Below are 23983 nucleotides of genomic sequence, written 5' to 3'. Positions count from 1 at the left end.
CAAACACAAGCAGCCCCCGATAATCGCGCCCCTATATTCCCCCCCAACAATCCGCCAGTTTGAGAACCAGCAAATTTACTGTACTCAACAACTGTCATTTTCTTACACTCTGACTCTCTACCAACTGTACAAGCATCATAAATAGTATTAGTCGTGTTTGCAAAATCTAGCGTTATACCCACATATCCCAATTTCTTCATTGCTTTAATTAGCTTTGCTGATTTTTCTATATAAGTTGCATAACCTTCTATATCTGTAACGCCAGTCTGCGACCAATGTCGCATTATGCTTCTACTTGATAGACCTAATGCACGTCTAATGTCAGAATACTCATTCATACCCAATTTGTATTTCATGAAATTATTAAGCAACAAATTGAGCTTTTTGAAATGAATCTTCCTTTGGGCATAGAATTGCTCACCAATTAATGCACCTCTTGTAATATATGCATTTTTGTAAGTATCTTGTATTTCTTTTAATACCTTTTCAATTTCTTCAAAATATTTTCCGCCGACTTCTGATGCCATGCCAGTAATACCACTTCCAAAACCGGTGAAAGTATCTATTGTATCTTTGTGTTTATGCAAGAAACTGGCTTCTTCCATTGTTAAATCACTTAATGCAGTATCAACTTTTGCTTTTGCTTTCTTCAAAGTTTCGATTTGTTTTGGATCTTGCTTCTCAGGATCAACTAATAAAAGAATAGACGCTGATTTTATAGGCCCACTGCCGTTGAGTGTATCGTATAATTCTCTTGCACCTGCTACAGGGTTATAAAATAAATAGTCACCAAAATCTTTTACATTCGCTGGTAGGTCAACAATACAGAATCCTGCGTCCACCGGCACTCGTGGGACTTTTTCCTCTTGCTTGATAGGTGCTGGCGCTGGTGCTGGTTCAGCAACCTGTTTCTTTGCCGCCTGTGCGTGTTGCTCAGGTTCATTGACAGTGGTTTTCTTTGACGCCATTTTCGGCGGTTCAGGATAGTAACTGGATGAAAATTCGCTTGCGAATAATCTCGCCTTACAAGGACAACTGCTAGAACTCTCAAGCGTACCAATGCAGGGCAGACCGTCGCTTGTATAGTTACTAATTCCACCCAATAAGACAAACACACCTTCATTTTTACCGCATGTAACTTTGTCACCAAGTCGAGCTAAATTTAAACCGTGGTGTATAATACGACTTGTTGCACTTACCACTGTACCGCCGCATGAGGTTTTATCGCCTAAACGTATAAAATATCCAACCGCCATTTTTATTTTCCTTTAATTAAATGAAATAATCCATTTTTGTTTGTCTATTGAATAATGTGATATGCAGTCACAGTCATTAACTTTATTTATTTTTGATAGGTTCATTTTCTTTATGGCTTCTAACGCTATTTAGCGACTACGTACATATCAAGAGGGGCAAGATGGAAATGATCACCGGGAGCATAGAAGTAGAGACGCTTTGTCGTGTGAGGCATAATGATTACCGTTCTGTTGAGAAAACGATAATATACACCTATGTTATTCATGGGAATAATGCAAAATATCTATTAATACAGTAACATAAATTTTTGTAGTGAATTGGCTAATCGATTAACGCTTGAACTATTTGTGTTTTTCTCTTTAAAACTGAAATTATTTTGAATCGAAATTTTTGCAGGATAAAAAACAGGATATAACTTAATAATAGAAAATTAATATCCTTAATATCCTTAATATCCTTAATATCCTTAATATCCTTAATATCCTTAATATTCAATATGATGTGTGGGCTATCCTCTCCCTTCGCAGGGGGAGGAGTAAAGATAAAAACATTCCGCCGTTGAATATAAGATCGTGCGGGCGATTCAGAAATCTTGCTGAGCGGAGCGGCCTGAAGACCTCAGGCTTCAGGACCGAGAGAAGGCACCGCGCAGCGGCAAGATTTCCAGCCAGTCGCTGCGGCACCTGAAACATGATTCACAAGCGGTAGCGCGCAGTGAAAAGACGGGAGAGATCCAAGAGAGGCCCGTCCTGGCCTCTTTTGGGCGGTTTCGGCGCGAAAGACCGAGTGATAACCGCAATTGAGAAACCGAAATAATCTCGATCAAACCTTAGTGGTCAGCGAAACGCGAGATTAAACAACCCCCTGTTTATAAGCATCTTCCCCCCATCTCACCATCCCCTCGAGCAACTGCTTCAGCAACACCTGTAATTCAGCCGCCTTATCAGGCGCAAAAGCGAACGGCTCGATCTCCTCCATATAGTTCACCTGCGCCAGTTCCAGCTGAACGGCATGAATATCCAACTCCGGCTGGCCGTAGGCACGGGTAATGTAGCCGCCTTTAAACCGGCCATTCAGGACATGACTGAACCTGTTTTGCTGATTACAGGTGCGCTCGAGGATTTCGCTCAGCGCGGGTGAACAACTGGCGCCGCTGTTGGTGCCGAGATTTAAATCGGGAAGCTGACCGTCGAACAGACGGGGGATCACCGAGGCAATAGAGTGCGCATCAAACAACAGCGCATAGCCAAATTCCTGTTTCATACGGGCCAGTTCGGCCTGAATTTTTTGATGGTAGGGCTGCCAGATCTGATCAAGATATTGCTGGCGCCTGGCATCCGTTGGCGTCATACCCGGTCTGAACGTCGCGCGGCCATCAAATAACGTATCGGGATATAAACCCGTAGTGGCGGTGGTATACAGCGGTTTATCGTCTGAAGGCCGGTTCAGGTCGATAACAAAACGCGAATACTGACCGACCAGGACGCTGGCACCGATCGTCCGCGCAAAATCGTACAACTGCGGAATATGCCAGTCGGTATCTGAAAGCGGCAGTGCCGCATCACTCAGGCCGCTGGCCACTTCCGGCGTCAGGTGCGTACCCGCATGGGGAATGCTGATTAACAGAGGCACGGTGCCGGACGTAAACTGGTAAGGTTCGGCGATAACAGTGTCGGTAGACAGGCTCATGAACGAAACTCTCCTCGGACTTCTCCACGAAAGACAACGGTGCAGGGCAGCTGACCGCCCAGCCAGTAAACCAGTTCAGCAGGACGCGACAGCGGCCAGTGTATGAAATCAGCGACTTTTCCTGCTTCCAGCGTGCCGTGCGTATCCTGTAAGCCAAGCGCACGCGCACCGTGGCAGGTGATCCCGGCCAGCGCTTCTTCTGGCGTCAGGCGGAATAATGTACAGCCCATGTTCAGCATCAGACGCAGGGAAAGTGCAGGGGATGTCCCCGGATTGGCATCACTGGCCAGTGCCACAGGGACGCCGTATTTGCGAAACTCATCGACCGGCGGACATTGTGTCTCGCGCAGCAAATAATAGGCACCGGGCAGTAAAACAGCGACGGTGCCGCTGGCGGCCATCGCCTGTGCATCTTCGGCAGTGGCGTATTCCAGATGATCGGCAGATAACGCATGGTGCTGCGCAGCCAGAGCGCTGCCATGCAAGGATGACAATTGTTCGGCGTGTAATTTCACCGGCAAACCCAGGGCTTCGGCGGCGTTAAACACCCGCTCAACCTGTGCCGGAGAAAAGGCCAGATGCTCACAAAAGGCATCCACCGCATCGGCCAGATTTTCACCGGCAACCACCGGCAGCAGCGTGTCGCAGATAAGATCAATATAGTCATCGGCACGCCCTTTGAATTCGGGCGGCAGGGCATGGGCTGCCAGACAGGTGGATTTCACTTCGACCGGTAACATAACGCCTAGTCTGCGGATCACCCGCAGCATTTTAAGCTCACTTTCTACGCTCAACCCGTAACCGGATTTAATCTCAACACAGGTCACGCCTTCGGCCAGCAGCGGCTGTAAGCGAAACAGCGCCTGCGCGAGCAGCTCGTCTTCGGTGGCTTCGCGGGTGGCGTTGACGGTCGATAAAATCCCGCCACCGGCTGCCGCGATTTCCGCATAACTTACACCGTTCAGCCGCTGCTCAAACTCCGCGCTGCGATCTCCGCCGAACACCAGATGGGTGTGACAATCAACAAAGCCGGGCGTGATGATGCCGCCCTCGAATTCATGCACCTTTGCAGCGGGAAAATCCGGGCAATGGTCGGCGCTGCCGGTCCAGACGATTTTTCCGTCAGTGACAGCAATCACGCCGTTTTCGATCAGGTTGTAATGTCCGTCCTGCATGGTAACCAGCGTGGCGCCGCGCCACACACTCTCGCAGTCGGATGGCGGTTCGCAGGAAAATTGGGGGGAGAGGACTACCGGCATGACAGAGACTCCAGGCTGAATTCATCTTGTATAGACAACTAAAGTCAACCTAACGCATAACCCGCAAACCGGCAAGGCAGCCAGCAAGAGTTTTTTCTTATTACGAGACGTCTTCCAAAATTTGAACGAAGATTTGTATGACGAGATAGCGGCGGTTCAACGCCGCTATTAAGGTGTGCGGGGATCAGCCGTGGCTGGTGAAACGTCCGAATAACTGATAACGGGAACCCGGATAAATCAGGCGTGCGGAGGTGACTACACGACTGCCGCTCCAGGTACGGCGGTGGATCAGCAGGCAGGGCTCGTGTTCTTTCAGTTGCAACAATTGGCGTTGCTCGTCACTGGCGCTGATTGCTTCCACGCGATGTTCACCCGCAGTCAGCGGCGCGATGTCCATCAGATAGGTATAGGGTGACTGCTTGTTCAGCACCTGTTGCAAATAATCCGGCGCGGTTTCAGGATTCACAAACCGGTCTTCAATTTGCACCGGTACATTGTTTTCGTAATGCACAATTTGTGAATAAAACAGCAGGCTACCAGTTGCGATCCCTAACTGAAGCGCCTGATCGGCATCGGCCAGCCGGGCCTCACACACCAGGATTTTGCTGTCATGCTGATGCCCGCGTCGGGCGATTTCATCGGCGATGTTATGCACTTCCAGCATCGGGGTATAAGCCTTGGCTTCCGCAACAAAGGTGCCCACCCCCTGCATGCGGATCAAAAAGCCTTCGCTGGTCAGTTCGCGCAACGCGCGGTTGATGGTCATACGGCTGACGCCAAGCTCGTTCACCAGTTCGCTTTCAGAGGGCACGCGCTGGTGCGGTTTCCAGACACCGGTACGGATCTGACTGATAATCGCCTGTTTCACCCGCTGATAAATCGGTGCGGGCGCATCGCTCATGGCGTCCGCCAGTTCTGACAATGTCTGCCGGGACACTCCCTGTTGCGCGGCACCCGTCTGCAATAGTGGTGTGGTCTCCGACATGTCATTTACCTCACTCAACTTTTACCTCACTCACTTTTGTCTCACCCGACTTTTATCACATTCAACAAGTATCCGGGCATGTCGTAAACGTTTTTCAGTCTGCACGTTAGTTTCTTGCGGAAGAAATTAAACAAAAAAGGGCGTGACGGAAAACTAATTTTAAAAAAAAAGGATTGTTGCAAGTTTACAGCGCAATCAGGCATATGTATATGTATAGACAAGTCGCTTAAAAGTGTCGCAATTGTTTCATGAAAATTGCGTTTATGTTTTTTCTTGCTGACCAGGAACGCTGTTATGCCTGCTTATTTTGCTTCTCGCGCCTTACTAGCCCAGGGCTGGGCACACAATGTACGCCTGGACGTGGATGTTACCGGAATTCTTTCTGCGGTGACGCCTGACAGTGATCCGCATGGTTGTCAGCGCCTTAACGGCCCGGTCGTGCCGGGCATGCCGAATCTGCATTCGCATGCGTTTCAGCGGGTGATGGCCGGGCTGGCAGAAGTTGCAGGGAATCCGCAGGACAGTTTCTGGACCTGGCGTGACCTGATGTATCGCATGGTGCAGTGTCTCACCCCTGAACAAACCGGTGTGATCGCCCGCCAGCTGTACATCGAAATGCTCAAGGGCGGGTATACGCAGGTGGCTGAATTCCACTATCTGCATAACGATATTAGCGGGCAGCCTTATGCCGATCGCGGTGAAATGACCGCGCATCTGAGCCACGCCGCTGCGCAGGCAGGCATTGGCCTGACGATGCTGCCGGTGCTTTATAGTTATGCCGGTTTTGGCGCTCAGCCCGCGCAGGCCGGGCAAAAACGCTTCATACAGGATGCCGACAGTTATCTGAAGCAACAGGAAATTATCCGCAAACAGCTCAGCGGCAATCCATTGCAAAATCAGGGGCTGTGTTTCCATTCCCTGCGCGCCGTGACGCTTGAGCAAATGCAGCAGGTGCTGAAAGCCGGTGACAAAAATCTGCCGGTGCATATTCATATCGCTGAGCAGCAGAAAGAAGTGAATGACTGTCTGGGCTGGAGCGGTCAGCGCCCGATCAGCTGGCTTTATGACAATCTGGATATTGATGCCCGCTGGTGCCTGATCCACGCCACCCACGCTGACCGCTTTGAACTGGCGAGCATGGCAAACAGCGGCGCGGTAGCGGGGCTTTGTCCGACCACAGAAGCGAATCTGGGCGACGGCATTTTCCCTGGTGTGGATTATCTGATGCACGCTGGCCGCTGGGGCATTGGATCTGACAGTCACGTTTCACTCAACGTGGTGGAAGAACTGCGCTGGTTTGAATACGGGCAGCGTTTGCGTGACCTGCGCCGCAACCGCCTGACCACTTCTGCACAAAACTCAGTGGGCGACGTGTTGTATACCCAGGCATTGCGGGGCGGTGCGCAGGCGTGCGGGGCGGCTATCGGCCAGCTTTCGGCAGGGTATCGCGCTGACTGGTTGGTACTCGACGGCAACAGCCCTTATCTGGCTGCGGCAAAAGACCATGAACTGCTCAACCGCTGGTTGTTTGCCGGTAATGCCGGACAAATCCGTGATGTCTATGTCGGCGGTATCGCACGTATTACAGACGGGCAGCATGAACAACAACAGGTTGCGGCTGCGGACTTCCTGAATCTGCTGAATCAGCTGGCAGAGGACGCAGTATGACGGACTGGCAGCATTTCACTTTTGACACTCTGCCGGTCAGCCCGTGGCGCAACGGGGGAGGTGAAACTCGCGAGATAGTCAGCTATCCGCCGGGTAAAAGCGATTTTGACTGGCGTGTCAGCATCGCCACCATTGCGCAGGACGGGCCATTTTCGGCGTTTCCGGGTGTTGACCGTTCGATCACTTTGCTTAGTGGCGATGGGGTGCATTTACAGGCATTGCCGGACATCAACCATGCGCTCACTACCCCCGGCGAACCTTTTTCTTTCAGCGGTGATATCGCTCTAAACGCCCGTATGGCGGGCAGTGTGACGACGGATTTCAACGTCATGACCCGCCGTACGGTTTGCGCCGCGCGGGTCGTGCCTGTCAGGGAAACCCTGTACCTCAGCCATGAAAAAGGCGGGGTAATTTATGTCATCAGCGGGATATGGCAACGTCAGGATGGCACGCCGATCCGGGCGGGTGAGGGTTTTTACTGGTCTGAACTGGCACAACATCGGAGGGAACCACTGACTCTGAAACCCGTTGAACCAGTTGACGGGTGCCTGTTGTTGTGGGCATCGATGATTTGACCGGAACACGTTTCTGTACCGTATTTTTTAGCATTGTCATGAATACATAAACACCCGGCAGACTGTGTTGTTAGCCGGGTTTACTTCCAGTTTAACTTGTCTATACAGGAATAGATTATGGCTTCTTCATCCACTGAATTCACCCTTTGCCGCCTGCAACCGGGTCACGTTGACCTGAGGATGCTGCGTAAAATTTATCAGGGCAATGTTCGCCTTGAGCTGGCTGAGGAGGCGCGTGCAGGCGTGCTGGCATCGCAGGAAACGGTCACCCGCATCGTGGAGTCTGGCAAAGTGGTGTACGGCATTAATACCGGCTTCGGTAAACTGGCACAAACCCGTATTCCGGCAGAGCGTCTGGCGGAACTGCAACGCAATCTGGTGCTGTCGCACAGCGTGGGTATCGGCAAAGATCTGGCTGACAATGTGGTGCGACTGGTAATGGCCACCAAGGTTTTAAGCCTGTCACGCGGCCATTCCGGTATCCGCATTGAGGTGATTGATGCGCTGATTGCGTTGTTTAACGCCGGCGTTTATCCGTGCATTCCTGAGAAGGGTTCCGTCGGGGCTTCCGGTGACTTAGCGCCGCTGGCGCATCTTTCCCTGATGCTGATTGGCGAAGGTCAGGTGACGGCGAAAGGTGAAAAAATGTCAGCCATCGAGGGGCTGGCTACTGCCGGTCTGAAGCCTTTTGAACTGGGACCAAAAGAGGGGCTGGCGCTGCTCAACGGTACGCAGGTGTCTACCTCGCTGGCACTTTCCGGCCTGTTCGAAGCCGAGCGTGTCTTCTCCGCAGGACTGGTGGCGGGGGCTCTGTCACTGGAAGCCATCAAAGGTTCAGTTAAACCACTGGACGCGCGTATTCATGAAGCGCGCGGACAGGCAGGGCAAATCGCCGTAGCGGCAGCAGTAATGACGTTGCTGGAAGGTAGTGACATTGTCACGTCACATGCGGATTGTAATCGTGTTCAGGATCCGTATTCCATCCGCTGCGTGCCGCAGGTCATGGGCGCGTGCCTCGATAACCTGCACCATGCCGCGCGCATTCTGCGCATTGAAGCTAATGCGGCGTCCGATAACCCGCTGGTATTTTCTGAAAACGGCGATGTGATTTCCGGTGGTAACTTCCATGCCGAGCCGGTGGCATTCGCTGCTGATATCATCGCGCTGGCGGTCGCCGAAATCGGTGCAATATCCGAACGCCGTATGGCACTGCTGCTCGATACGGGACTTTCGGGCCTGCCACCTTTCCTGGTCAACGACGGCGGGGTGAACTCCGGATTTATGATTGCGCAGGTGACGGCCGCAGCGCTGGCATCAGAAAACAAATCACTGGCACATCCGGGCAGCGTGGACAGCCTGCCGACGTCGGCGAATCAGGAAGACCACGTTTCTATGGCGACCTACGCCGCACGCCGTCTGGGCGACATGTGCTTTAACACCAGTGTCGTGGTGGGAATTGAAGCAATGGCTGCCGCACAGGGGATCGACTTCCATCGTCCTCTGCAAAGTTCGACCACGCTGGAAAAAGAAATGCAGGCCATCCGTGAAAACGTGGCGTTCCTGGAGAAAGATCGCCTGATGGCCCCGGACGTGGAAATGATGCGTCTGTGGGCTTGCCGTGAACACTGGCCGCCGGCGATTGAAGCGTTGCTGCCAAGCTTTGCCTGAAACTAATTCTGAACCCGGATTGAATTTAAGAGGAAACAACATGAACGCTCCACTAAAAACGGCTGTTGTCCGCGCTCCGCATGGCACCGAACTGAGTTGCCAGAACTGGCTGATTGAAGCAGCTTACCGCATGATCCAGAACAACCTTGATCCGGATGTCGCTGAGCGCCCGGAAGATCTGGTGGTCTACGGCGGGATTGGTAAAGCAGCGCGTAACTGGCCGGCCTTTGAAGGCATTCTTGAGAGCCTGCGCAAGCTGCGCGAAGACGAAACCCTGCTGGTGCAGTCCGGCAAACCGGTCGGTGTTTTCCGTACACACACTGATGCGCCACGCGTGCTGATTGCCAACTCCAACATTGTGCCGCACTGGGCTAACTGGGATCACTTCCACGAGCTGGATAAAGCCGGTCTGATGATGTACGGCCAGATGACCGCAGGTTCCTGGATTTACATCGGCGCGCAGGGCATCGTGCAGGGCACGTATGAAACCTTTGCGGAAGCAGGGCGTCAGCATTACAACAGCGATCTGCGCGGCAAATGGATCCTCACTGCCGGTCTGGGGGGCATGGGCGGTGCTCAGCCACTGGCGGGTGTGCTGGCCGGCGCCTGTGTGCTGGCCATTGAATGTCAGGAATCGCGCATCGATTTCCGTCTGCGCACCCGTTATCTCGATTACAAAGCGCACAGCATTGATGAAGCCCTGGCGATGATTGAAAAAGCCTGCGCAGAGAAGAAAGCCATATCTGTCGGCCTGCTGGGAAATGCCGCCGAAATAATGCCTCAGCTGGTGGCGCGAGCCAAAGAAGGCGGATTGCGTCCTGATATCGTGACCGACCAGACTTCTGCTCACGACCCGCTGAACGGCTATCTGCCGGAAGGCTGGAGCCTGGAAAAATGGCAGGAGTCACGTAAGTCAGACCCGCAATCGGTGGTAAAAGCCGCACGCTCGTCGATGGCAAAACACGTTCAGGCGATGCTGGATTTCCATGCGATGGGTATCCCGACCGTGGATTACGGTAACAATATTCGTCAGGTCGCAAAAGATGAAGGCGTAGCTAATGCCTTTGATTTTCCGGGTTTTGTCCCTGCGTACATCCGTCCGTTATTCTGTGAAGGTAAAGGCCCGTTCCGCTGGGTAGCGCTTTCCGGCGATCCGGAAGATATCTACAAAACCGACGCCAAACTGAAAGAACTGTTCCCGGATAACGCCAACCTCATCAACTGGCTGGATATGGCACGTGAGCGCATTGCATTCCAGGGATTACCGGCACGTATTTGCTGGCTGGGACTGGGCGAGCGTCACATTGCCGGTCTGGCGTTCAATGAAATGGTGCGCAACGGTGAACTGAAAGCGCCGGTGGTGATTGGACGTGACCATCTGGACACCGGTTCTGTAGCCTCGCCAAACCGTGAAACCGAAGCCATGAAAGACGGCTCTGATGCGGTATCCGACTGGCCGCTGCTTAACGCCTTGCTTAATACCGCGGGTGGCGCAACGTGGGTGAGTCTGCATCACGGCGGCGGCGTAGGTATGGGCTTCTCGCAACACGCCGGTATGGTGATTGTGGCCGATGGCACCAGAGAAGCGGATGCACGGCTTGAACGCGTGCTGTGGAATGACCCGGCAACCGGCGTTATGCGTCATGCGGATGCGGGGTATGATCAGGCGCAGGCGTGCGCAGAACGGAATCATCTGAACCTGCCGATGATCTGACTTGCCTTCTCTCAGGTCAAGGTCAAGGTCGTGGGCGTCGGCCCACACCGACCAGAGACCCGGTAACGCGCGGGCCTCTGGACTCCGCGCTTTTTAACTGCGTGCTCCGCTCGCTGGCTATGTTTCAGTTACCACAGTGACAGGCTGGAAAGCTTGCCGCAGCGCGGTGCCTTCACTCGGTCCTGGAGCCTCTTGTCTCCAGGCCGCTCCGTTCAGCAAGCTTTCTGAATCGCCCGCACGATCTTAAAATCAACGGCAGGCTGTTATTCATCTTTTATAAAAATGGATTGGCGTGCTCAAAATTCAGCTGAACGGAGCGGCTTCAAGACCTATGGCTTGAAGACCGAGAGAAGGAAGTGCGAAGCACCTGGATTTACGCCACTCACTGATGCACCAGAACATGTCCATCGTACCTGTGATAACGCGCAGTGAAAGAGCCCGGGGTTCTTAGGGGTGGCGGCGATAAGCCACCCCTAAGGCCAGTGTGGGTGGCAACCCACGACCTTGACCTTTGGGCCAGTGTGGGCGGCGAGCCCACGAAAGATTTCACTTGTTCAGCTTTGTAAGCTGGTGTCAAATCAGATGATTAGCGTCCTGACGGGCAAGACCGTTAAATAAAGGAAATCATATGACCCAGACCCTCCGCGCAGGCCTTGTCGGCTACGGCTTCGCCAGTAAAACTTTTCACTCCCCCTTAATTGATGGCACACCGGGCCTTGAGCTGGCGGTCGTTTCCAGCAGCGACGCGGGTAAAGTTCACGCCGACTGGCCGAATGTCGCGGTGGTCGATTCGCCGGAAAAGCTGTTTGCTGATCCCTCCATCGATCTGGTGGTGATCCCGACGCCCAATACCACGCATTTTCCGCTGGCTAAGCTGGCGCTGGAAGCCGGTAAACATGTGATCGTGGATAAGCCTTTTACCGTGACGTTGGCCGAAGCCCGTGAGCTGGATGCGCTGGCGCGTGAAAAAGGCAAAGTGCTGTCGGTGTTCCATAACCGCCGCTGGGATTCTGATTTCCTCACGGTAAAAACGCTGATTGAAGAAGGCGCGCTGGGGGAGATTGTGTATTTCGAATCCCATTACGACCGCTATAAACCGCAGGTGCAGCAGCGCTGGCGTGAAAGCGACGCGCCGGGCAGCGGTATCTGGTTTGATTTAGGCTCTCATCTGCTGGATCAGGCGCTGCAACTGTTCGGATTGCCCGAAACCTTGCAGGCCGATCTCGCCGTGCTGCGTCCCGGCGGTAAAGCGGTGGATTATTTTAACGTCGTGCTGACGTATCCGCGTCGTCGGGTCGTGCTGCACAGTACGGTTTACGCGGTGGCGGAAACTGCTCGTTTTATCGTTCAGGGCGAAAAGGGCAGTTACGTGAAATTCGGGCTGGATCCGCAGGAAGACCGTCTGAAAGCGGGTGAGCGCTTGCCGCAGGCTGACTGGGGTTATGACATGCGTGATGGCGTGATGACATTAAGTCACGACGGTGTTCTGGCGGAGAAATCGCTGCTGACCATTCCGGGTAATTATCCGGCCTATTATGCCGGTGTGCGCGATGCAATTAACGGACAGGGCGATAATCCGGTACCCGCCGCAGACGCTATCCGTGTAATGGAAATGATCGAACTGGGAATGCAGTCCTCAGAACAACAGGCGACGCTGAAAGTCATCAAGAACTAATGAGTCGTCTGCGTTTATGAAGTGTCACTTTTGTGGCACTTTTATATTTCATTTGTTATTCACTTTGCAAGGAAGGTTCATGTCCTGGTTACAACGTCTGAAAATCGACAAGTTTTTGCTGATTCTGGTGTGTGTTGTCGTCATCGCTTCATTTTTTCCGTGTGAAGGAATTTATAAAACCTTCTTCGGCTACCTGACCACCGCCGCTATTGCGCTGCTGTTCTTTATGCATGGCGCGAAGCTTTCCCGTGAAGCGATTATGGCGGGGATCAGCCACTGGCGTTTGCACGTGGTGGTGTTCCTCAGCACCTTCGCGCTGTTCCCGCTGCTCGGTCTGGGCATGAAATGGCTGGTGCCGGTGGGTATTTTGACACCGACGTTGTATTACGGTTTCCTGTATCTCTGCGCACTGCCTGCGACCGTGCAGTCGGCGATTGCTTATACTTCGGTGGCGGGCGGTAATATTCCGGCGGCGATTTGCAGCGCGTCGGCCTCCAGTATTCTCGGCGTATTCCTTTCGCCGGTGCTGGTTGGCTTGCTGATGCATACGCAGGGCGGAACCAGTGACACCTTGCACGCCATCGGATCTATCGTTTTACAGCTGATGGTGCCGTTTATTATCGGACATCTGTGCCGTCCGCTGATTGGAGCGTGGGTGCAACGTCATAAAAAAATCGTCAATATTACTGACCGTTCTTCGATACTGTTGGTGGTTTATGTGGCATTTAGCGCTGCCGTGGTTGAAGGGATATGGCATCAGATCGACGGATGGTCACTGCTGGCGATCCTCGGTTGTTCGATTGTGCTGCTGACGATTGTGCTGATTATCAACACTTATGTGGCGCGCCTGTTTGGTTTCAATACTAAAGATGAAATCACTATTGTTTTCTGCGGCTCGAAGAAAAGTCTGGCGAACGGCATTCCGATGGCGAATGTGCTGTTCCCGGCGGCGGCTGTGGGCGCGATGGTGTTGCCACTGATGATTTTCCATCAGATCCAGCTGATGGTCTGCGCAGTGCTGGCTTCGCGTTATGCCAAACGCGTGGCGCGTGAAGACGCTGAAGCGGTAGTGAAGAAGGAAGAAGTGAAAACGGTTTAACCCACTGAATAAAAAAAGAAAAGGGCGGGAATATGTTCCCGCCCTTTTTTGTTGCTTAAAACACAGTTACGCGGACACTTTATCGCGGATAGCTTGTTTCTCAGCCTCGGTCAGGAATGCCATGGTCAGGCCATTCTTTTGCGCCTGACGGATTTCTTCCTGAGTCAGGCCGGCAGCTGGCGCGGCAATGTTATATTCGTTGGCAATCTCGATACCCTGAACCGCCGGGTCATCCGTATTGATAGACGCAAGCACGCCGTGGCGCAGGAAGACTGCTAGCGGGTGGTGTTCGAAAGAGCCGACAGTGCTGGTCTGAATGTTGGAAGTCAGACAAGATTCGATACCAATCTGATGCTTCGCCAGGAAGTCCATCAGCTCAGGGTCTTGCGCGGCTTTCACGCCGTGGCCGATACGTTCTGCACCCAGTTCACGAATAGCCTGCCAGATGCTTTCCGGACCTGCGGCTTCACCGGCATGCACGGTAATGCGCCAGCCCGCGTCACGCGCACGGTTAAAGTGACTGAGGAACAAGCTGCCAGGGAAACCGAGTTCATCACCGGCCAGATCCAGCGCGGTAATGCCATCGCGGTGCGCCAGTAAACCTTCCAGCTCCTGCAGACAGGCGTCTTCACCAAAAGTACGGCTCAGAATACCGATCAGACGCACATCGATATCATGATGTTGCTGACCTTCGCGGATCCCTTCAATCACTGCTTCCACCACGCCCGCCACCGGCAGTTTGTGGTTCATCGCCATGTAGTAAGGAGAGAAACGCAGCTCAGTGTAATGCAGGCCAGCGCGGGCGGCATCTTCGACGTTCTCTTTAGCAATACGGCGGCAGGCATCCAGATCGCCCAGCACTTTCACGCCCCAGTCGAGTTTTTGCAGAAAACTCACCAGATCCGGCTCGGTGTGCATCACCTGCACGTGCGGACGCAACGCTTCGAGTTCATTGGCAGGCAGGGTCAGATTAAACTGACGGCCTAAATCGAGAATGGTTTGAGCGCGGATGTTGCCATCAAGGTGGCGGTGAATGTCGGTCAGGGGAAGGCGTGTATCGATCATGGTGTGCACTCATTATTATTGAAATGTGCGGGGCATTATAACTGCAGAATCACCCTGAATGAAATGTTGTTGCGCAACTAAGCTCCTCCCCCTGCGAACGGGGAGGAGCTGCACGGTTATTGCTGCAAGTTTTTTATCGCGCGGACCAAAGCCTGCACACCCGTCTCCACCTTCGAACGCGGGCACCCGACATTAAGGCGCAGGAAGCCGTTGCCTTCCTGGCCGTAAGTATAACCCGGCATGATCGCGACTTTTTGATGCTCGATCAGCTCATTTTGCAGTTGTTTGTCGTCAAGCCCCAACGGACGTAAATCAATCCAAGCCAGATAGGTGGACTGCGGCGGTTGCCAGTTCAGCGGCGGGAAGGCGGCATTCAGCTGGTCTGCGACATAACGCAGGTTGGCTTGCAGATATTCACGCAGCGCGTCCAGCCAGGGTTCACCATGGTGATAGGCTGCCACATGGGCGTGAACCGCCAGTACCGCCGGAGAAGACAATCCGTCGCAGGCTTTCAGCTGATGCAGATAAGCTTCGCGCTGTGCCTGATGGCTGATCAGCCCGTAAGCGCCGGTCAGGGCAGGAATGTTGAAGCTTTTTGAGCCTGATGTCAGTAACGCCCATTCGCCGCGCGCCACTTCATTCCATGGCGTATGCTGATTTTCGCCCCAGACCATATCCATGTGGATTTCATCACTGATCACCCGCACGTTGTGGCGTTCACACAGCAGAGCGATCAGCGTCAGCTCCTGGCGCGTCCAGACTTTACCGGTCGGATTGTGCGGACTGCACAGTAACAGTAATGAGCAGGCCGGTTGCGCCAGCAGGCTTTCCAGATGTTCTGCATCCAGGGACCAGTCGTTACCCTTTTTGATCAGCGGACAGCCCAGCATCTGGCGCTGATTGCCGTCAACGACTTTGAAGAAGGCGTCGTAGGCGGGCGTGAATGTCACCACGCCGTCACCCGGCTGGCTCCACTGGCGGATAAGTTGCGCAACCATGTAAATTACCGACGGGCCATACACCACCATGTCAGTATCAATCTGGCTGTTGAAACGCTGCTGATACCAGTGTGCAACCGCACCGAGGAAATCGTCATGATGCCAGCGGCTGTAACCGAGAACGCCGTGTTGCAGGCGTTTTTGCAGCGCATCGAGAATGCACGGCGCGGCGGGGAAATCCATGTCTGAGATGGTGAAGGGCAACAGGTCAGCGCTGCCAAAACGGTCGGCAACATAATCCCACTGAGTACACCAGGTGCCGTGACGGTCGGTCACGGTGTCGAAATTAAAAGAAGCTGAGGACATTCGTTTCACTCCCTGAATAAAGCAGAAAAGGGCGACATAAGTCGCCCTGTTAATCAGAATTTTACGCGGTGACCGGTTCCGGTGCGCTGTGACTGGCCGCCGTACGGATCAGGTAATCCAGTTCATCTTTGACTGACTGCACCTGCGGGCCGATAACCACTTGCAGGTTATGCTCGTTAAGATGCACGACACCAATCGCACGGTTAGCTTTCAGCGTCGCATCGTCTACCAGCGACATATCCGCAACCGAAAGACGCAGGCGGGTGATGCAGTTATCCAGTGAAACGATGTTACCGGCACCGCCCAGTGCGCTCAGGATCACCGGCACGTTGTAACCAGATTTGCTGGAAGACGGTACGGCTGCTGCGGCTGGCATATTCTCGGATTCACGCCCCGGCGTTTTAATGTTAAAGCGCATGATGGAGAAGCGGAAGATTGCGTAGTAAGCCGCGAACCAGATGGCTGCCACAACCGGCACCAGATACCACTTGGTCGCTGTACCGTGCAGAATACCGAAGACCACGAAATCGATGATGTTACCGTCAGTGTTACCGATAGTCACACCCAGAACCGACATAATCGTGAAGCCCAGACCGGTCAGCAGTGCATGGATAACATACAGAACCGGCGCAACAAACAGGAACAGGAATTCGATCGGTTCAGTCGTTCCGCCGACCACACAAGCCACGACGCCGGAAATCAGCAGGCCTTTAATTTTATGACGGTTTTCAGGTTTCGCGCAGTGGTACATCGCCAGTGCTGCACCCGGCAGACCGCCGAGGAAGGCTGGCATTTTGCCCTGTGAGAGGAACTGTGTCGCACTTTCAGAGAAGCCGTGAGTGGTCGGGCAGGAAAGCTGCGCCTGGAAGATAGTCAGAGCGCCGCTCACTTCGCGACCGCAGACATCCAGCGTGCCGCCTGCTTCAGTGAAGCGGATCAGCGCAACCAGAATGTGATGCAGACCGAAAGGTAACAGCAGACGTTCGCCGGAACCGAAGATCATCGGACCAAACACGCCCGCGCCCTGGATCAGACGGCCAAGACCGTTGATCCCTGCGGCAAAGAAAGGCCAGATAAGAGGAATAATCAAACCGACCAGACCCAGTACTACGGTCGTCACGATAGGGACGAAGCGGGTACCGCCGAAGAACGCCAGTGCATCCGGCAGACGGATGGTATTGTAACGTTCATGCAGGATATAGACGATGATACCTACGATGACCGCACCCAGAATACCGGTGTCGATAGACTGGATGCCGAGGATCATCTGAATGTTGTTGGCTTTCAGAATCGCCGGATCCGCTGTCGGCAGTGTACCGTTGGCAGTCAGGAAGAAGTTGATGGCCAGGTTCAGCACCGCGAAACCGACAAAGCCGGAGAACGCTGCCACACCTTTGTTTTCACGCGCCATGCCCAGCGGGATAGCGATAGCAAACATCACCGGCAGGAAGCTGAACGCGAACGAACCGACTTTGCTCATCCAGACGAAAATCAGCTGGAGAATGGGATTACCTAAAGCAGGCAATAACGTCACAACGTCATGGCTGCTTAACGAACTGCCGATACCCAACATGATGCCGCAGAACGACAGCAAGGCGACCGGCAACATGAAGGTTTTCCCTAAGCTTTGGAAAAATTCCCAAAGTGTGATTTTTTGTTTTTTAGTGGCAGGCATACCCGCTCCCTGAGTTGTTTTATTAAGCTGTGTTTTGATGGCGGCTAAGATAAAACGTTTTACCTAATTAATACGTGTTGTACTTCACAATATTCGATCATGCCTGCGCGACATGGGTGAAATGAAGGTTAAACGTTTTACTCATTAAGCCGAATTAGGTATAACTGTCTGACCACGCTAATTTTTCCTGCGGCAGCATTCAGGGGGATAAAGCGGACGGGAAAGGATCCCGTTTCATGGAGTTTGATATGAACGACAATGTCTGATGAATCATAAAAAAATTACCATTATCGATGTGGCGCAGCATGCCGGTGTTTCGGTCACGACGGTTTCGCTGGTACTCAGCGGCAAAGGGCGGATCTCGCAAACCACGGCAGAGCGCGTTAACCGCGCCGTGGATGAACTGGGTTTCGTGCGTAACCGTCAGGCCAGTACGCTGCGTGGCGGTGAATCCGGGGTTGTCGGGCTGATTGTGCGCGATATCTGTGAACCGTTTTATGCCGAAATGACGGCCGGTCTGAGCGAGATGTTTGAAGCGCAGGGGAAAGTGTTATTTCTGCTGCAAAGCGGTTCAACCGGCAAAGGGCTGATGCGCTGTTTTGAAACCTTACTCACGCATGGCGTGGACGGCATTGTGATTGCCGGTGGGGTGAATTCAGTCGCAGGTCTGAAAGAAAGAGCCGAGGAGCAGGGCGTGCCGCTGGTTTGCGCCGCACGTTCGGGCGGAATTGAAGGCATCGACGTTGTGCGCCCCGATAATATGCTGGCCGCAAAAATGGCCACGGAATACCTGATCAGGCATGGTCACAAACAAATTGCTTACCTTGGTGGCGAAAGCCATTCGTTAACACGCGCCGAACGTCTCGGCGGCTTTTGCGCCACGTTATTACAGTACGGCCTGCCATTTCGCAGTGAATGGATTATCGAGTGCGACTATCAGCAAAAATGTGCTGCCGATGCGGCAGAAACTTTACTGTCTCACTACCCGAAAATCAGCGCGATTGTTTGCCATAAATCGTCTGTCGCTCTGGGCGCTTACTTTGGTGTGTTACGCACCGGCGCTGAAGTCGGCGGCGGGGCGGTGGACAGTTTTTATCAGCAGAAAATTGCTCTGATCGGCATGGAAGATGCGCCCGAATCTGAACTGACCGAGCCGCCGCTGACGTCAATTGCTAACTCAGCCCGTGAAATTGGTCATGCCACGGCAAGGCGTTTGCTGCTGCGGATTGGGGGACAAAATCTGGAAGCACAAAACATTATTGTGCCTCCGGCGCTGGTCGAAAGGGAATCGGCCTAGCAGGTTGAAGGTTTATGTACGTCTGCCAAATCTAATCCTTCTGCAATCGCTGCCGCAAACGCATCGATTGCAGGGATCTGACTGGCCGGGACATTGGGATAGATAAGCCATAACTGGCTGCGCGGCGCGAAATCCTTCAGGGCATACAATTCCAGCTTATCGCGCAGCGCGTGGTGTTCAACCAGGGCGCGGGGCATCAGTCCCAGTCCGCGACCTTCGGCAATCAGCGATAGCTGCAACGTCGTCCCAAACGCTTCGAGATTAATCAGCAGCGGCAATCCCTGCTCGGTCAGCGCCCGTTGTAACGCAGCACGAAAACCACACCCCTGCGGATTCAGGATCCATCCACGCTGATAGCAATCCTCCAGTCTCTGCGGCAATGCCTGCGGATCCTTTGGCCCGACGACCACCAGATCCACTGCGCCCAGCGGTTGATTTTCCACACCTTCCGGAAACTGTTTACTCAGCGGGAACAGCACGACGGCGGCCTCAAGTTCCTGGCTCTGCACGCGCAATAACAGCTCCTCGCCCCAGCCGCTCGACAAACGTGGCTGAATCTCCGGAAACTGCGACGACAGCTTTTTCAGCGCGGGCAGCAGACTGCTTTCACTCAGGCTTTGTGGTACCGCAAGACGCAGCAGGCCGGACGGCGGGCTGTCGGCAGCAACCAGATCGGTCAGGGCATCTACTTCGCGCAAAATATGACGGCATTGCTGATAAACCCGGTTGCCCATCAGCGTAGGTTTCAATGGTTTAGTCTGGCGGTTGAGAAGGGCAATGCCCAGTGACTCTTCGAAATTCTGTACCCGGCGGGTAATGGCGGGTTGCGTCAGCCCCAGCTCATCGGCAGCGAGGCGGGTGGATTGCAGGCGAATTACTGCCACAAAAGCAGTCAGGTCTTCAATTTTCATCGGCACTCTTTTTATTGGCCACTTTACGGGCAATTTCCTGCCCGAAATCGTCATGGGTCAGTCAGGCAGAATAAATCAATTTTAAACGTGAAGCTGGATCCTGATGCACATTTTTATGTGTGATTTGCATATTAGCTTATCCATAAAATGAATTTTGGTTGTGTTTCGCCGGTGCTAGCCTGTGGGAATAACGGTGCTGATAAGACTCTGATGAGACAAAGAGAAGAGGAAAGCGATGACAATATTACAGGTCGCGCCGCTGCGGCAATTCCTGGCGGATTTCACGCGGCTGGTACAGGAACCGCACGGGCAGACAGAAATTCTGGCGCAGGGAAGTCGTCTGCTGGGCGAACTTATCCGCCATGACGGCTGGCTGCCCGATGAGTTTGCACAGCCGCATCTGGAGCATTATCAGCAATATTTGTTGTATGCCGACCCGCTTTCACGTTTTTCCGTCGTCAGCTTTGTCTGGGGGCCCGGGCAAAAAACGCCAATTCATGACCATCGTGTCTGGGGGCTGATTGGTATGCTGCGCGGCGCGGAAATCAGTCAGAACTATGCGCGTCATCCCGACGGCACACTGCAACCTGAAGGCAAACCCGTCACCCTGCAACCGGGTGACGTCGAGAAAATCGCGCCGGATGTGCTGGATATCCATCAGGTGAGCAATGTTTACAGCGACCGGGTGTCGGTCAGTATTCATGTTTACGGCGACAACATCGGTGCGGTGTCGCGCGCCGTCTATCTGCCTGACGGCACTGAAAAAACCTTTATCTCCGGCTATTCCGGTTCCTGTCTTCCCAATATCTGGGATCTGTCTAAAGAGAAAACTCATGACTGATTTGCATGCGTGGCCATTGCGCCATTTTTCCGGGCTGTATGAAAGCCTGCGCGAAGGGCAGGAAGTCGCACTGATTGATGTGCGCGAGGAAGCGGCATTTGCCACCGGGCATCCGCTGTTTGCCGCGAATCTTTCACTGTCGAAGCTGGAACTGGACGTGCTGGATCGTATTCCAAATCGTCGCACAGCGATCACGTTGTACGATAACGGCGAGTTTTACGATGAAGTTTGCGGTGAGCGTAAAGCGGTGCGTGCCGCAGAATTTCTGAAGTCGCTGGGTTATCAGGATATCGCTTTGCTGGCAGGTGATCTGGCAGGCTGGTGTGAAGCCGGCGGCGAAATCTTTATTGATGTGAATGCGCCGAGTAAAGCCTTTGGTGAATGGGTGGAACATCATTACCACACGCCGTCGCTGACTGCAGAACAGGTGCAGGCGCTGCAAAATCAGGGTGCAAACATTGCAGTGCTGGATGTCCGCCGCTTTGACGAGTTTCAGGCCATGAGTATTCCCGGTGGCGTCAGCGTTCCGGGCGGTGAACTGGCGCTGCGTCTGCGCGATGTGGTGCCGGATGAAAAAACACATATTGTGATCAACTGCGCCGGACGCACCCGCAGCATTATCGGCACGCAGTCGCTGATCAATGCCGGCGTGACTCAGCCGGTGACCGCTTTACGAAACGGAACCATTGGCTGGACGCTGGCCGGTCAGTCCCTGGCGAACAATCAGCTGGCGCATTTTCCTGAGCTTAGCGAAAGTGCCAGAACGTTTGCCCTGAAAGGGGCGCAGGCTCTGGCAATTCGGGCAGGCGTTCGCTCAGTGACGTTGTCACAAATTCAGCAGTGGCAGCGGGATGATTCACGCACGCTGTATCTGTTTGATGTGCGAACCACGGACGAATATCGCGCCGGTCATCTGGCCGGATCACGCCACGTCCCTGGTGGTCAGCTGGTTCAGGAAACCGATCACACGGCGAGCGTGCGGGGCGCCCGTATCGTACTGGTTGATAATGACGGTGTACGCGCACGGATGGCGGCTTCGTGGCTGGCGCAGATGAACTGGGAAGTGTATGTGGCTGATGTTCAGCCGGATGATTTGACTGAGCAAGGCGACTGGCAGGCACAGATAGCGCCTGCTCCGGCGGTCGAATCCGTCAAACCCGAGCAGTTGCTGAACTGGCTGAGTGATGGAAACACCGGCGTGCTTGATCTCACCACCAGCGCAAACTTTCTGAATCGCCGCATTCCCGGTGCCATCTGGACGACACGTGCTGACATCCCGCGAATCATCGCGGCAGCACCTGAAAAACATCGCTGGGTGATCACCTGCACCAGTGGTTTACTGGCACGTTACGCTGTCACGGAAGTGGCGGCGCTGACGGGTAAAGAAGTTTACTTGCTGGAAAAGGGAACGGTAGGCTGGATTACAGCCGGATTCCCTCTGGAACGCGGCGAATCAGCGTACATCAAAAATGCGCAGGATCGCTATAAACGCCCCTATGAAGGGACGAATGTCAGTCCGCAGGCCATGCAGGATTATCTCGACTGGGAATACGGTTTAGTGGCGCAGCTGGAGAAGGACGGGACACACGGCTTTAAGTTATTAGCCAGCTTAGCGGTTTAGGGTAAGGCTGATGCCTCTGCGTGAGAAACGCAGAGGCTGCATTAATGCTTAACGACGGCCGCGCGGGTGGGTACGGGCTGTCCAGTCATAGGTTGCGGAGGTGCTTGGCACGGCTTTATTACGACGCTTTTCAGCACGGGCTTTAGCAGCCACTTTTTCTTTTTCTTCCATCAGTTTGTCAATGTAATCATCTTTAATCCGGTTATTTTCCGAATTCGTCAGCTCACGGCCCTGTGCTTTGCGGGCTTTATCCAGCAGAGTTTTCAGCTCACGCTGCTCGCTTTCCGTCATATCTTGTTGGGTCAGTCTTTTCATGGTTACTGCATCCTGTGAGGAAAGTGGCTACCAGTGTAGTCGAATTACGTCCCCGAGTCGCTGCAGGCGCTGACTTTATCTCTGCTGATGTTCCGTTTTCGCACATTGCGACATTAATCGATAATCATTATCATCTCAGCCTTTGTTATTGATCCCGCCGTTATTGATCAAGAGGTGTTATGCGCAAATTCAGTACGTCACTGTTGGTTTCCTGCCTGTTATTTGTCGGACAAGGGTTTGCAGGACTGGCACAAGCCAGAACGGTAACGGATATCACTCACAGAACGGTGGAGGTGCCGGATAACCCGCAACGTATCGTAGTGGGTGAGAGCCGGATGCTTTACACGCTGGCCCTGATTCAGGATGGCAATCCGGCGCAATACGTGGTGGGCTGGCCGGGCGATATGGCGCAACTTGATGCGCAGAGCTGGGCACTGTACGTCAAAGCGTTTCCGCAGATTGCCCGGATCCCGCTGCTCGGTCAGAACAACTATACGCAGATCAATGCCGAGCAGGTCATTGCCCTCAAACCGGACCTGGTGATCCTGCCGGTGTATGCAAAAAAACAAACCGATCGTGACCAGATGGAAATCACCCTGACCCGCGCGGGGATCCCGGTGATCTACGTCGATCTGCGGGTTGATCAACTGCATAACACGATCCCCAGCGTGAAGTTACTGGGTGACGTACTGAATCATCCGCAAAAAGCGGCGCGTTTTATTGCTTTTTATCAACAGCATATGGACCGGATCCGCGAACGTATTACCGCCTATCAGGGGAAGCGGACGAGCATTATGTTGCAGTTGCATCTCGGCAGGCGTGAAGGCTGCTGTACCACCGTTTCGCACGGGAATCTGGCCGATCTGCTGACCTTCGCGGGCGGTGACAATATTGCTAAAGGTGCTTTTCCGGGAGTCTATGGTGACCTGAATGCTGAGAAAGTGATCATGGCCAATCCGGATGTGTATATCACCACCGGAATGGCGGGCCCGGAAGGGAAACGGGTCTCCAATCTGATGCTCGGGCCGCAGGTGACGCAGCAGCAGGCAGAGCAGAGTTTCCGTGAGGTAATGGATAAGCAGCCGGTGTTATCCACGCTGAAAGCCGTGCGGGAAGGGCGTGCTTACAGCGTCTGGCATAACTTCTACCTGAGCCCTTACCATATGGTGGATGTGGAAGTGTTTGCGAAAGCGATGTATCCGCAATTATTCGCTGATGTGGATCCACAGCAGACGATGAGAGATCTTTATCAGCAATTTCTGCCGATACCTTTCAGCGGCACGTACTGGGCAACGTTGCCCGCCAGAACATCCCGATAACGCCATTCCCAAAAGCCGGCACATTACTGTGCCGGTAATGAGAAAA

At 53.6% G+C, this 23983-nt stretch carries 19 protein-coding genes; 10 read left to right on the top strand and 9 right to left on the bottom strand.

What is annotated here, in order from left to right; translation table 11 throughout:
• From J1778_RS12675 to hutC, 4 genes are all read right to left on the bottom strand, one after another.
• Positions 1-1256, bottom strand: a 1256-nt coding sequence (locus tag J1778_RS12675) for a PAAR domain-containing protein (protein ID WP_217173470.1), incomplete at its 3' end; no start/stop codon positions are given.
• Positions 1257-2109: 853 nt separating this feature from the next.
• Positions 2110-2946: an N-formylglutamate deformylase gene (gene hutG / locus J1778_RS12670; protein WP_217173469.1), complete on the bottom strand. Its 837-nt coding sequence runs from the start codon at positions 2944-2946 to the stop codon at positions 2110-2112.
• Positions 2943-4205, bottom strand: coding sequence for an imidazolonepropionase (hutI, locus tag J1778_RS12665; RefSeq protein ID WP_217173468.1), 1263 nt, complete (start codon positions 4203-4205; stop codon positions 2943-2945). Before hutI ends, hutG begins: the two co-directional genes overlap by 4 nt.
• 184 nt (positions 4206-4389) lie before the next feature.
• Complete coding sequence (hutC, locus tag J1778_RS12660) at positions 4390-5190, bottom strand: histidine utilization repressor (RefSeq protein ID WP_217173467.1); 801 nt, start codon at positions 5188-5190, stop codon at positions 4390-4392.
• A gap of 294 nt (positions 5191-5484) precedes the next feature.
• Here hutC and J1778_RS12655 point away from each other — a divergent pair, with 294 nt between their 5' ends.
• The 6 genes from J1778_RS12655 (at position 5485) to J1778_RS12630 (ending at position 13589) form a co-directional block, all read left to right on the top strand.
• Complete coding sequence (locus tag J1778_RS12655; protein ID WP_217173466.1) at positions 5485-6858, top strand: formimidoylglutamate deiminase; 1374 nt, start codon at positions 5485-5487, stop codon at positions 6856-6858.
• On the top strand, positions 6855-7433 hold the full coding sequence (locus tag J1778_RS12650; RefSeq protein ID WP_217173465.1) for a HutD/Ves family protein: 579 nt from the start codon (positions 6855-6857) through the stop codon (positions 7431-7433). Before J1778_RS12655 ends, J1778_RS12650 begins: the two co-directional genes overlap by 4 nt.
• 117 nt (positions 7434-7550) lie before the next feature.
• A complete protein-coding gene (gene hutH / locus J1778_RS12645) occupies positions 7551-9101 on the top strand; it encodes a histidine ammonia-lyase (protein ID WP_217173464.1) in 1551 nt (516 codons plus the stop codon).
• Positions 9102-9141: 40 nt separating this feature from the next.
• Positions 9142-10815 (top strand): urocanate hydratase, encoded by a 1674-nt coding sequence (hutU, locus tag J1778_RS12640; RefSeq protein WP_217173463.1) that lies wholly within the window; start codon positions 9142-9144, stop codon positions 10813-10815.
• 628 nt (positions 10816-11443) lie between these two features.
• The gene (locus J1778_RS12635; RefSeq protein WP_217173462.1) at positions 11444-12490 is read left to right on the top strand and encodes an oxidoreductase; all 1047 of its coding nucleotides are present in this window, start codon (positions 11444-11446) and stop codon (positions 12488-12490) included.
• A 79-nt stretch (positions 12491-12569) separates the two neighbouring features.
• Positions 12570-13589: a bile acid:sodium symporter family protein gene (locus tag J1778_RS12630; RefSeq protein ID WP_217173461.1), complete on the top strand. Its 1020-nt coding sequence runs from the start codon at positions 12570-12572 to the stop codon at positions 13587-13589.
• A gap of 66 nt (positions 13590-13655) precedes the next feature.
• Here the strand turns inward: J1778_RS12630 and add are convergent, their stop codons facing one another.
• From add to malX, 3 genes are all read right to left on the bottom strand, one after another.
• Positions 13656-14654, bottom strand: coding sequence for an adenosine deaminase (add, locus tag J1778_RS12625; protein ID WP_217173460.1), 999 nt, complete (start codon positions 14652-14654; stop codon positions 13656-13658).
• A 116-nt stretch (positions 14655-14770) separates the two neighbouring features.
• Positions 14771-15958: a MalY/PatB family protein gene (locus J1778_RS12620; RefSeq protein ID WP_217173459.1), complete on the bottom strand. Its 1188-nt coding sequence runs from the start codon at positions 15956-15958 to the stop codon at positions 14771-14773.
• Positions 15959-16019: 61 nt separating this feature from the next.
• Entirely contained in the window at positions 16020-17633 is a 1614-nt protein-coding gene (gene malX / locus J1778_RS12615) for a maltose/glucose-specific PTS transporter subunit IIBC (RefSeq protein WP_217173458.1), read from the bottom strand.
• A 265-nt stretch (positions 17634-17898) separates the two neighbouring features.
• Between malX and malI the strand changes: the two genes are divergently transcribed.
• Positions 17899-18930, top strand: coding sequence for a Mal regulon transcriptional regulator MalI (gene malI / locus J1778_RS12610; RefSeq protein WP_217173457.1), 1032 nt, complete (start codon positions 17899-17901; stop codon positions 18928-18930).
• Here the strand turns inward: malI and J1778_RS12605 are convergent.
• Entirely contained in the window at positions 18927-19841 is a 915-nt protein-coding gene (locus tag J1778_RS12605; RefSeq protein ID WP_217173456.1) for a LysR family transcriptional regulator, read from the bottom strand. The two genes, malI and J1778_RS12605, sit on opposite strands and share 4 nt — an antisense overlap.
• A gap of 235 nt (positions 19842-20076) precedes the next feature.
• On the opposite strand from J1778_RS12605, the gene J1778_RS12600 reads away from it, so the two are divergent.
• Both J1778_RS12600 and J1778_RS12595 read left to right on the top strand, forming a co-directional pair.
• Positions 20077-20682 (top strand): cysteine dioxygenase family protein, encoded by a 606-nt coding sequence (locus J1778_RS12600; protein WP_217173455.1) that lies wholly within the window; start codon positions 20077-20079, stop codon positions 20680-20682.
• Positions 20675-22303 (top strand): rhodanese-like domain-containing protein, encoded by a 1629-nt coding sequence (locus J1778_RS12595; RefSeq protein WP_217173454.1) that lies wholly within the window; start codon positions 20675-20677, stop codon positions 22301-22303. The genes J1778_RS12600 and J1778_RS12595 overlap by 8 nt, the downstream gene beginning before the upstream one ends.
• 48 nt (positions 22304-22351) lie before the next feature.
• Here the strand turns inward: J1778_RS12595 and J1778_RS12590 are convergent, their stop codons facing one another.
• The gene (locus J1778_RS12590; RefSeq protein ID WP_217173453.1) at positions 22352-22618 is read right to left on the bottom strand and encodes a YjbD family protein; all 267 of its coding nucleotides are present in this window, start codon (positions 22616-22618) and stop codon (positions 22352-22354) included.
• 179 nt (positions 22619-22797) lie between these two features.
• Between J1778_RS12590 and J1778_RS12585 the strand changes: the two genes are divergently transcribed.
• Positions 22798-23937, top strand: a complete 1140-nt coding sequence (locus J1778_RS12585) for an ABC transporter substrate-binding protein (protein ID WP_217173452.1) — start codon at positions 22798-22800, stop codon at positions 23935-23937.
• The last annotated feature ends 46 nt before the right edge of the window (positions 23938-23983 follow it).

Source organism: Rahnella bonaserana (assembly GCF_019049675.1).
Classification (GTDB): Bacteria; Pseudomonadota; Gammaproteobacteria; order Enterobacterales; family Enterobacteriaceae; genus Rahnella; species Rahnella bonaserana.
Note: the sequence above shows the minus strand (reverse complement) of the source record. Positions and strands in the feature narration are given on the sequence as shown.

What these genes read in the sequence shown, in the direction of transcription:
- J1778_RS12655 (WP_217173466.1), top strand. Translation starts at nt 5,485, where the DNA reads ATGCCTGCTTATTTTGCTTCTCGCGCCTTACTAGCCCAGGGCTGGGCA.
- hutG (WP_217173469.1), bottom strand. Translation starts at nt 2,946, where the DNA reads ATGAGCCTGTCTACCGACACTGTTATCGCCGAACCTTACCAGTTTACG.
- hutU (WP_217173463.1), top strand. Translation starts at nt 9,142, where the DNA reads ATGAACGCTCCACTAAAAACGGCTGTTGTCCGCGCTCCGCATGGCACC.
- hutI (WP_217173468.1), bottom strand. Translation starts at nt 4,205, where the DNA reads ATGCCGGTAGTCCTCTCCCCCCAATTTTCCTGCGAACCGCCATCCGAC.
- add (WP_217173460.1), bottom strand. Translation starts at nt 14,654, where the DNA reads ATGATCGATACACGCCTTCCCCTGACCGACATTCACCGCCACCTTGAT.
- J1778_RS12605 (WP_217173456.1), bottom strand. Translation starts at nt 19,841, where the DNA reads ATGAAAATTGAAGACCTGACTGCTTTTGTGGCAGTAATTCGCCTGCAA.
- J1778_RS12590 (WP_217173453.1), bottom strand. Translation starts at nt 22,618, where the DNA reads ATGAAAAGACTGACCCAACAAGATATGACGGAAAGCGAGCAGCGTGAG.
- J1778_RS12600 (WP_217173455.1), top strand. Translation starts at nt 20,077, where the DNA reads ATGACAATATTACAGGTCGCGCCGCTGCGGCAATTCCTGGCGGATTTC.
- J1778_RS12585 (WP_217173452.1), top strand. Translation starts at nt 22,798, where the DNA reads ATGCGCAAATTCAGTACGTCACTGTTGGTTTCCTGCCTGTTATTTGTC.
- J1778_RS12635 (WP_217173462.1), top strand. Translation starts at nt 11,444, where the DNA reads ATGACCCAGACCCTCCGCGCAGGCCTTGTCGGCTACGGCTTCGCCAGT.
- hutH (WP_217173464.1), top strand. Translation starts at nt 7,551, where the DNA reads ATGGCTTCTTCATCCACTGAATTCACCCTTTGCCGCCTGCAACCGGGT.
- hutC (WP_217173467.1), bottom strand. Translation starts at nt 5,190, where the DNA reads ATGTCGGAGACCACACCACTATTGCAGACGGGTGCCGCGCAACAGGGA.
- J1778_RS12650 (WP_217173465.1), top strand. Translation starts at nt 6,855, where the DNA reads ATGACGGACTGGCAGCATTTCACTTTTGACACTCTGCCGGTCAGCCCG.
- malI (WP_217173457.1), top strand. Translation starts at nt 17,899, where the DNA reads ATGAATCATAAAAAAATTACCATTATCGATGTGGCGCAGCATGCCGGT.
- J1778_RS12620 (WP_217173459.1), bottom strand. Translation starts at nt 15,958, where the DNA reads ATGTCCTCAGCTTCTTTTAATTTCGACACCGTGACCGACCGTCACGGC.
- malX (WP_217173458.1), bottom strand. Translation starts at nt 17,633, where the DNA reads ATGCCTGCCACTAAAAAACAAAAAATCACACTTTGGGAATTTTTCCAA.
- J1778_RS12595 (WP_217173454.1), top strand. Translation starts at nt 20,675, where the DNA reads ATGACTGATTTGCATGCGTGGCCATTGCGCCATTTTTCCGGGCTGTAT.
- J1778_RS12630 (WP_217173461.1), top strand. Translation starts at nt 12,570, where the DNA reads ATGTCCTGGTTACAACGTCTGAAAATCGACAAGTTTTTGCTGATTCTG.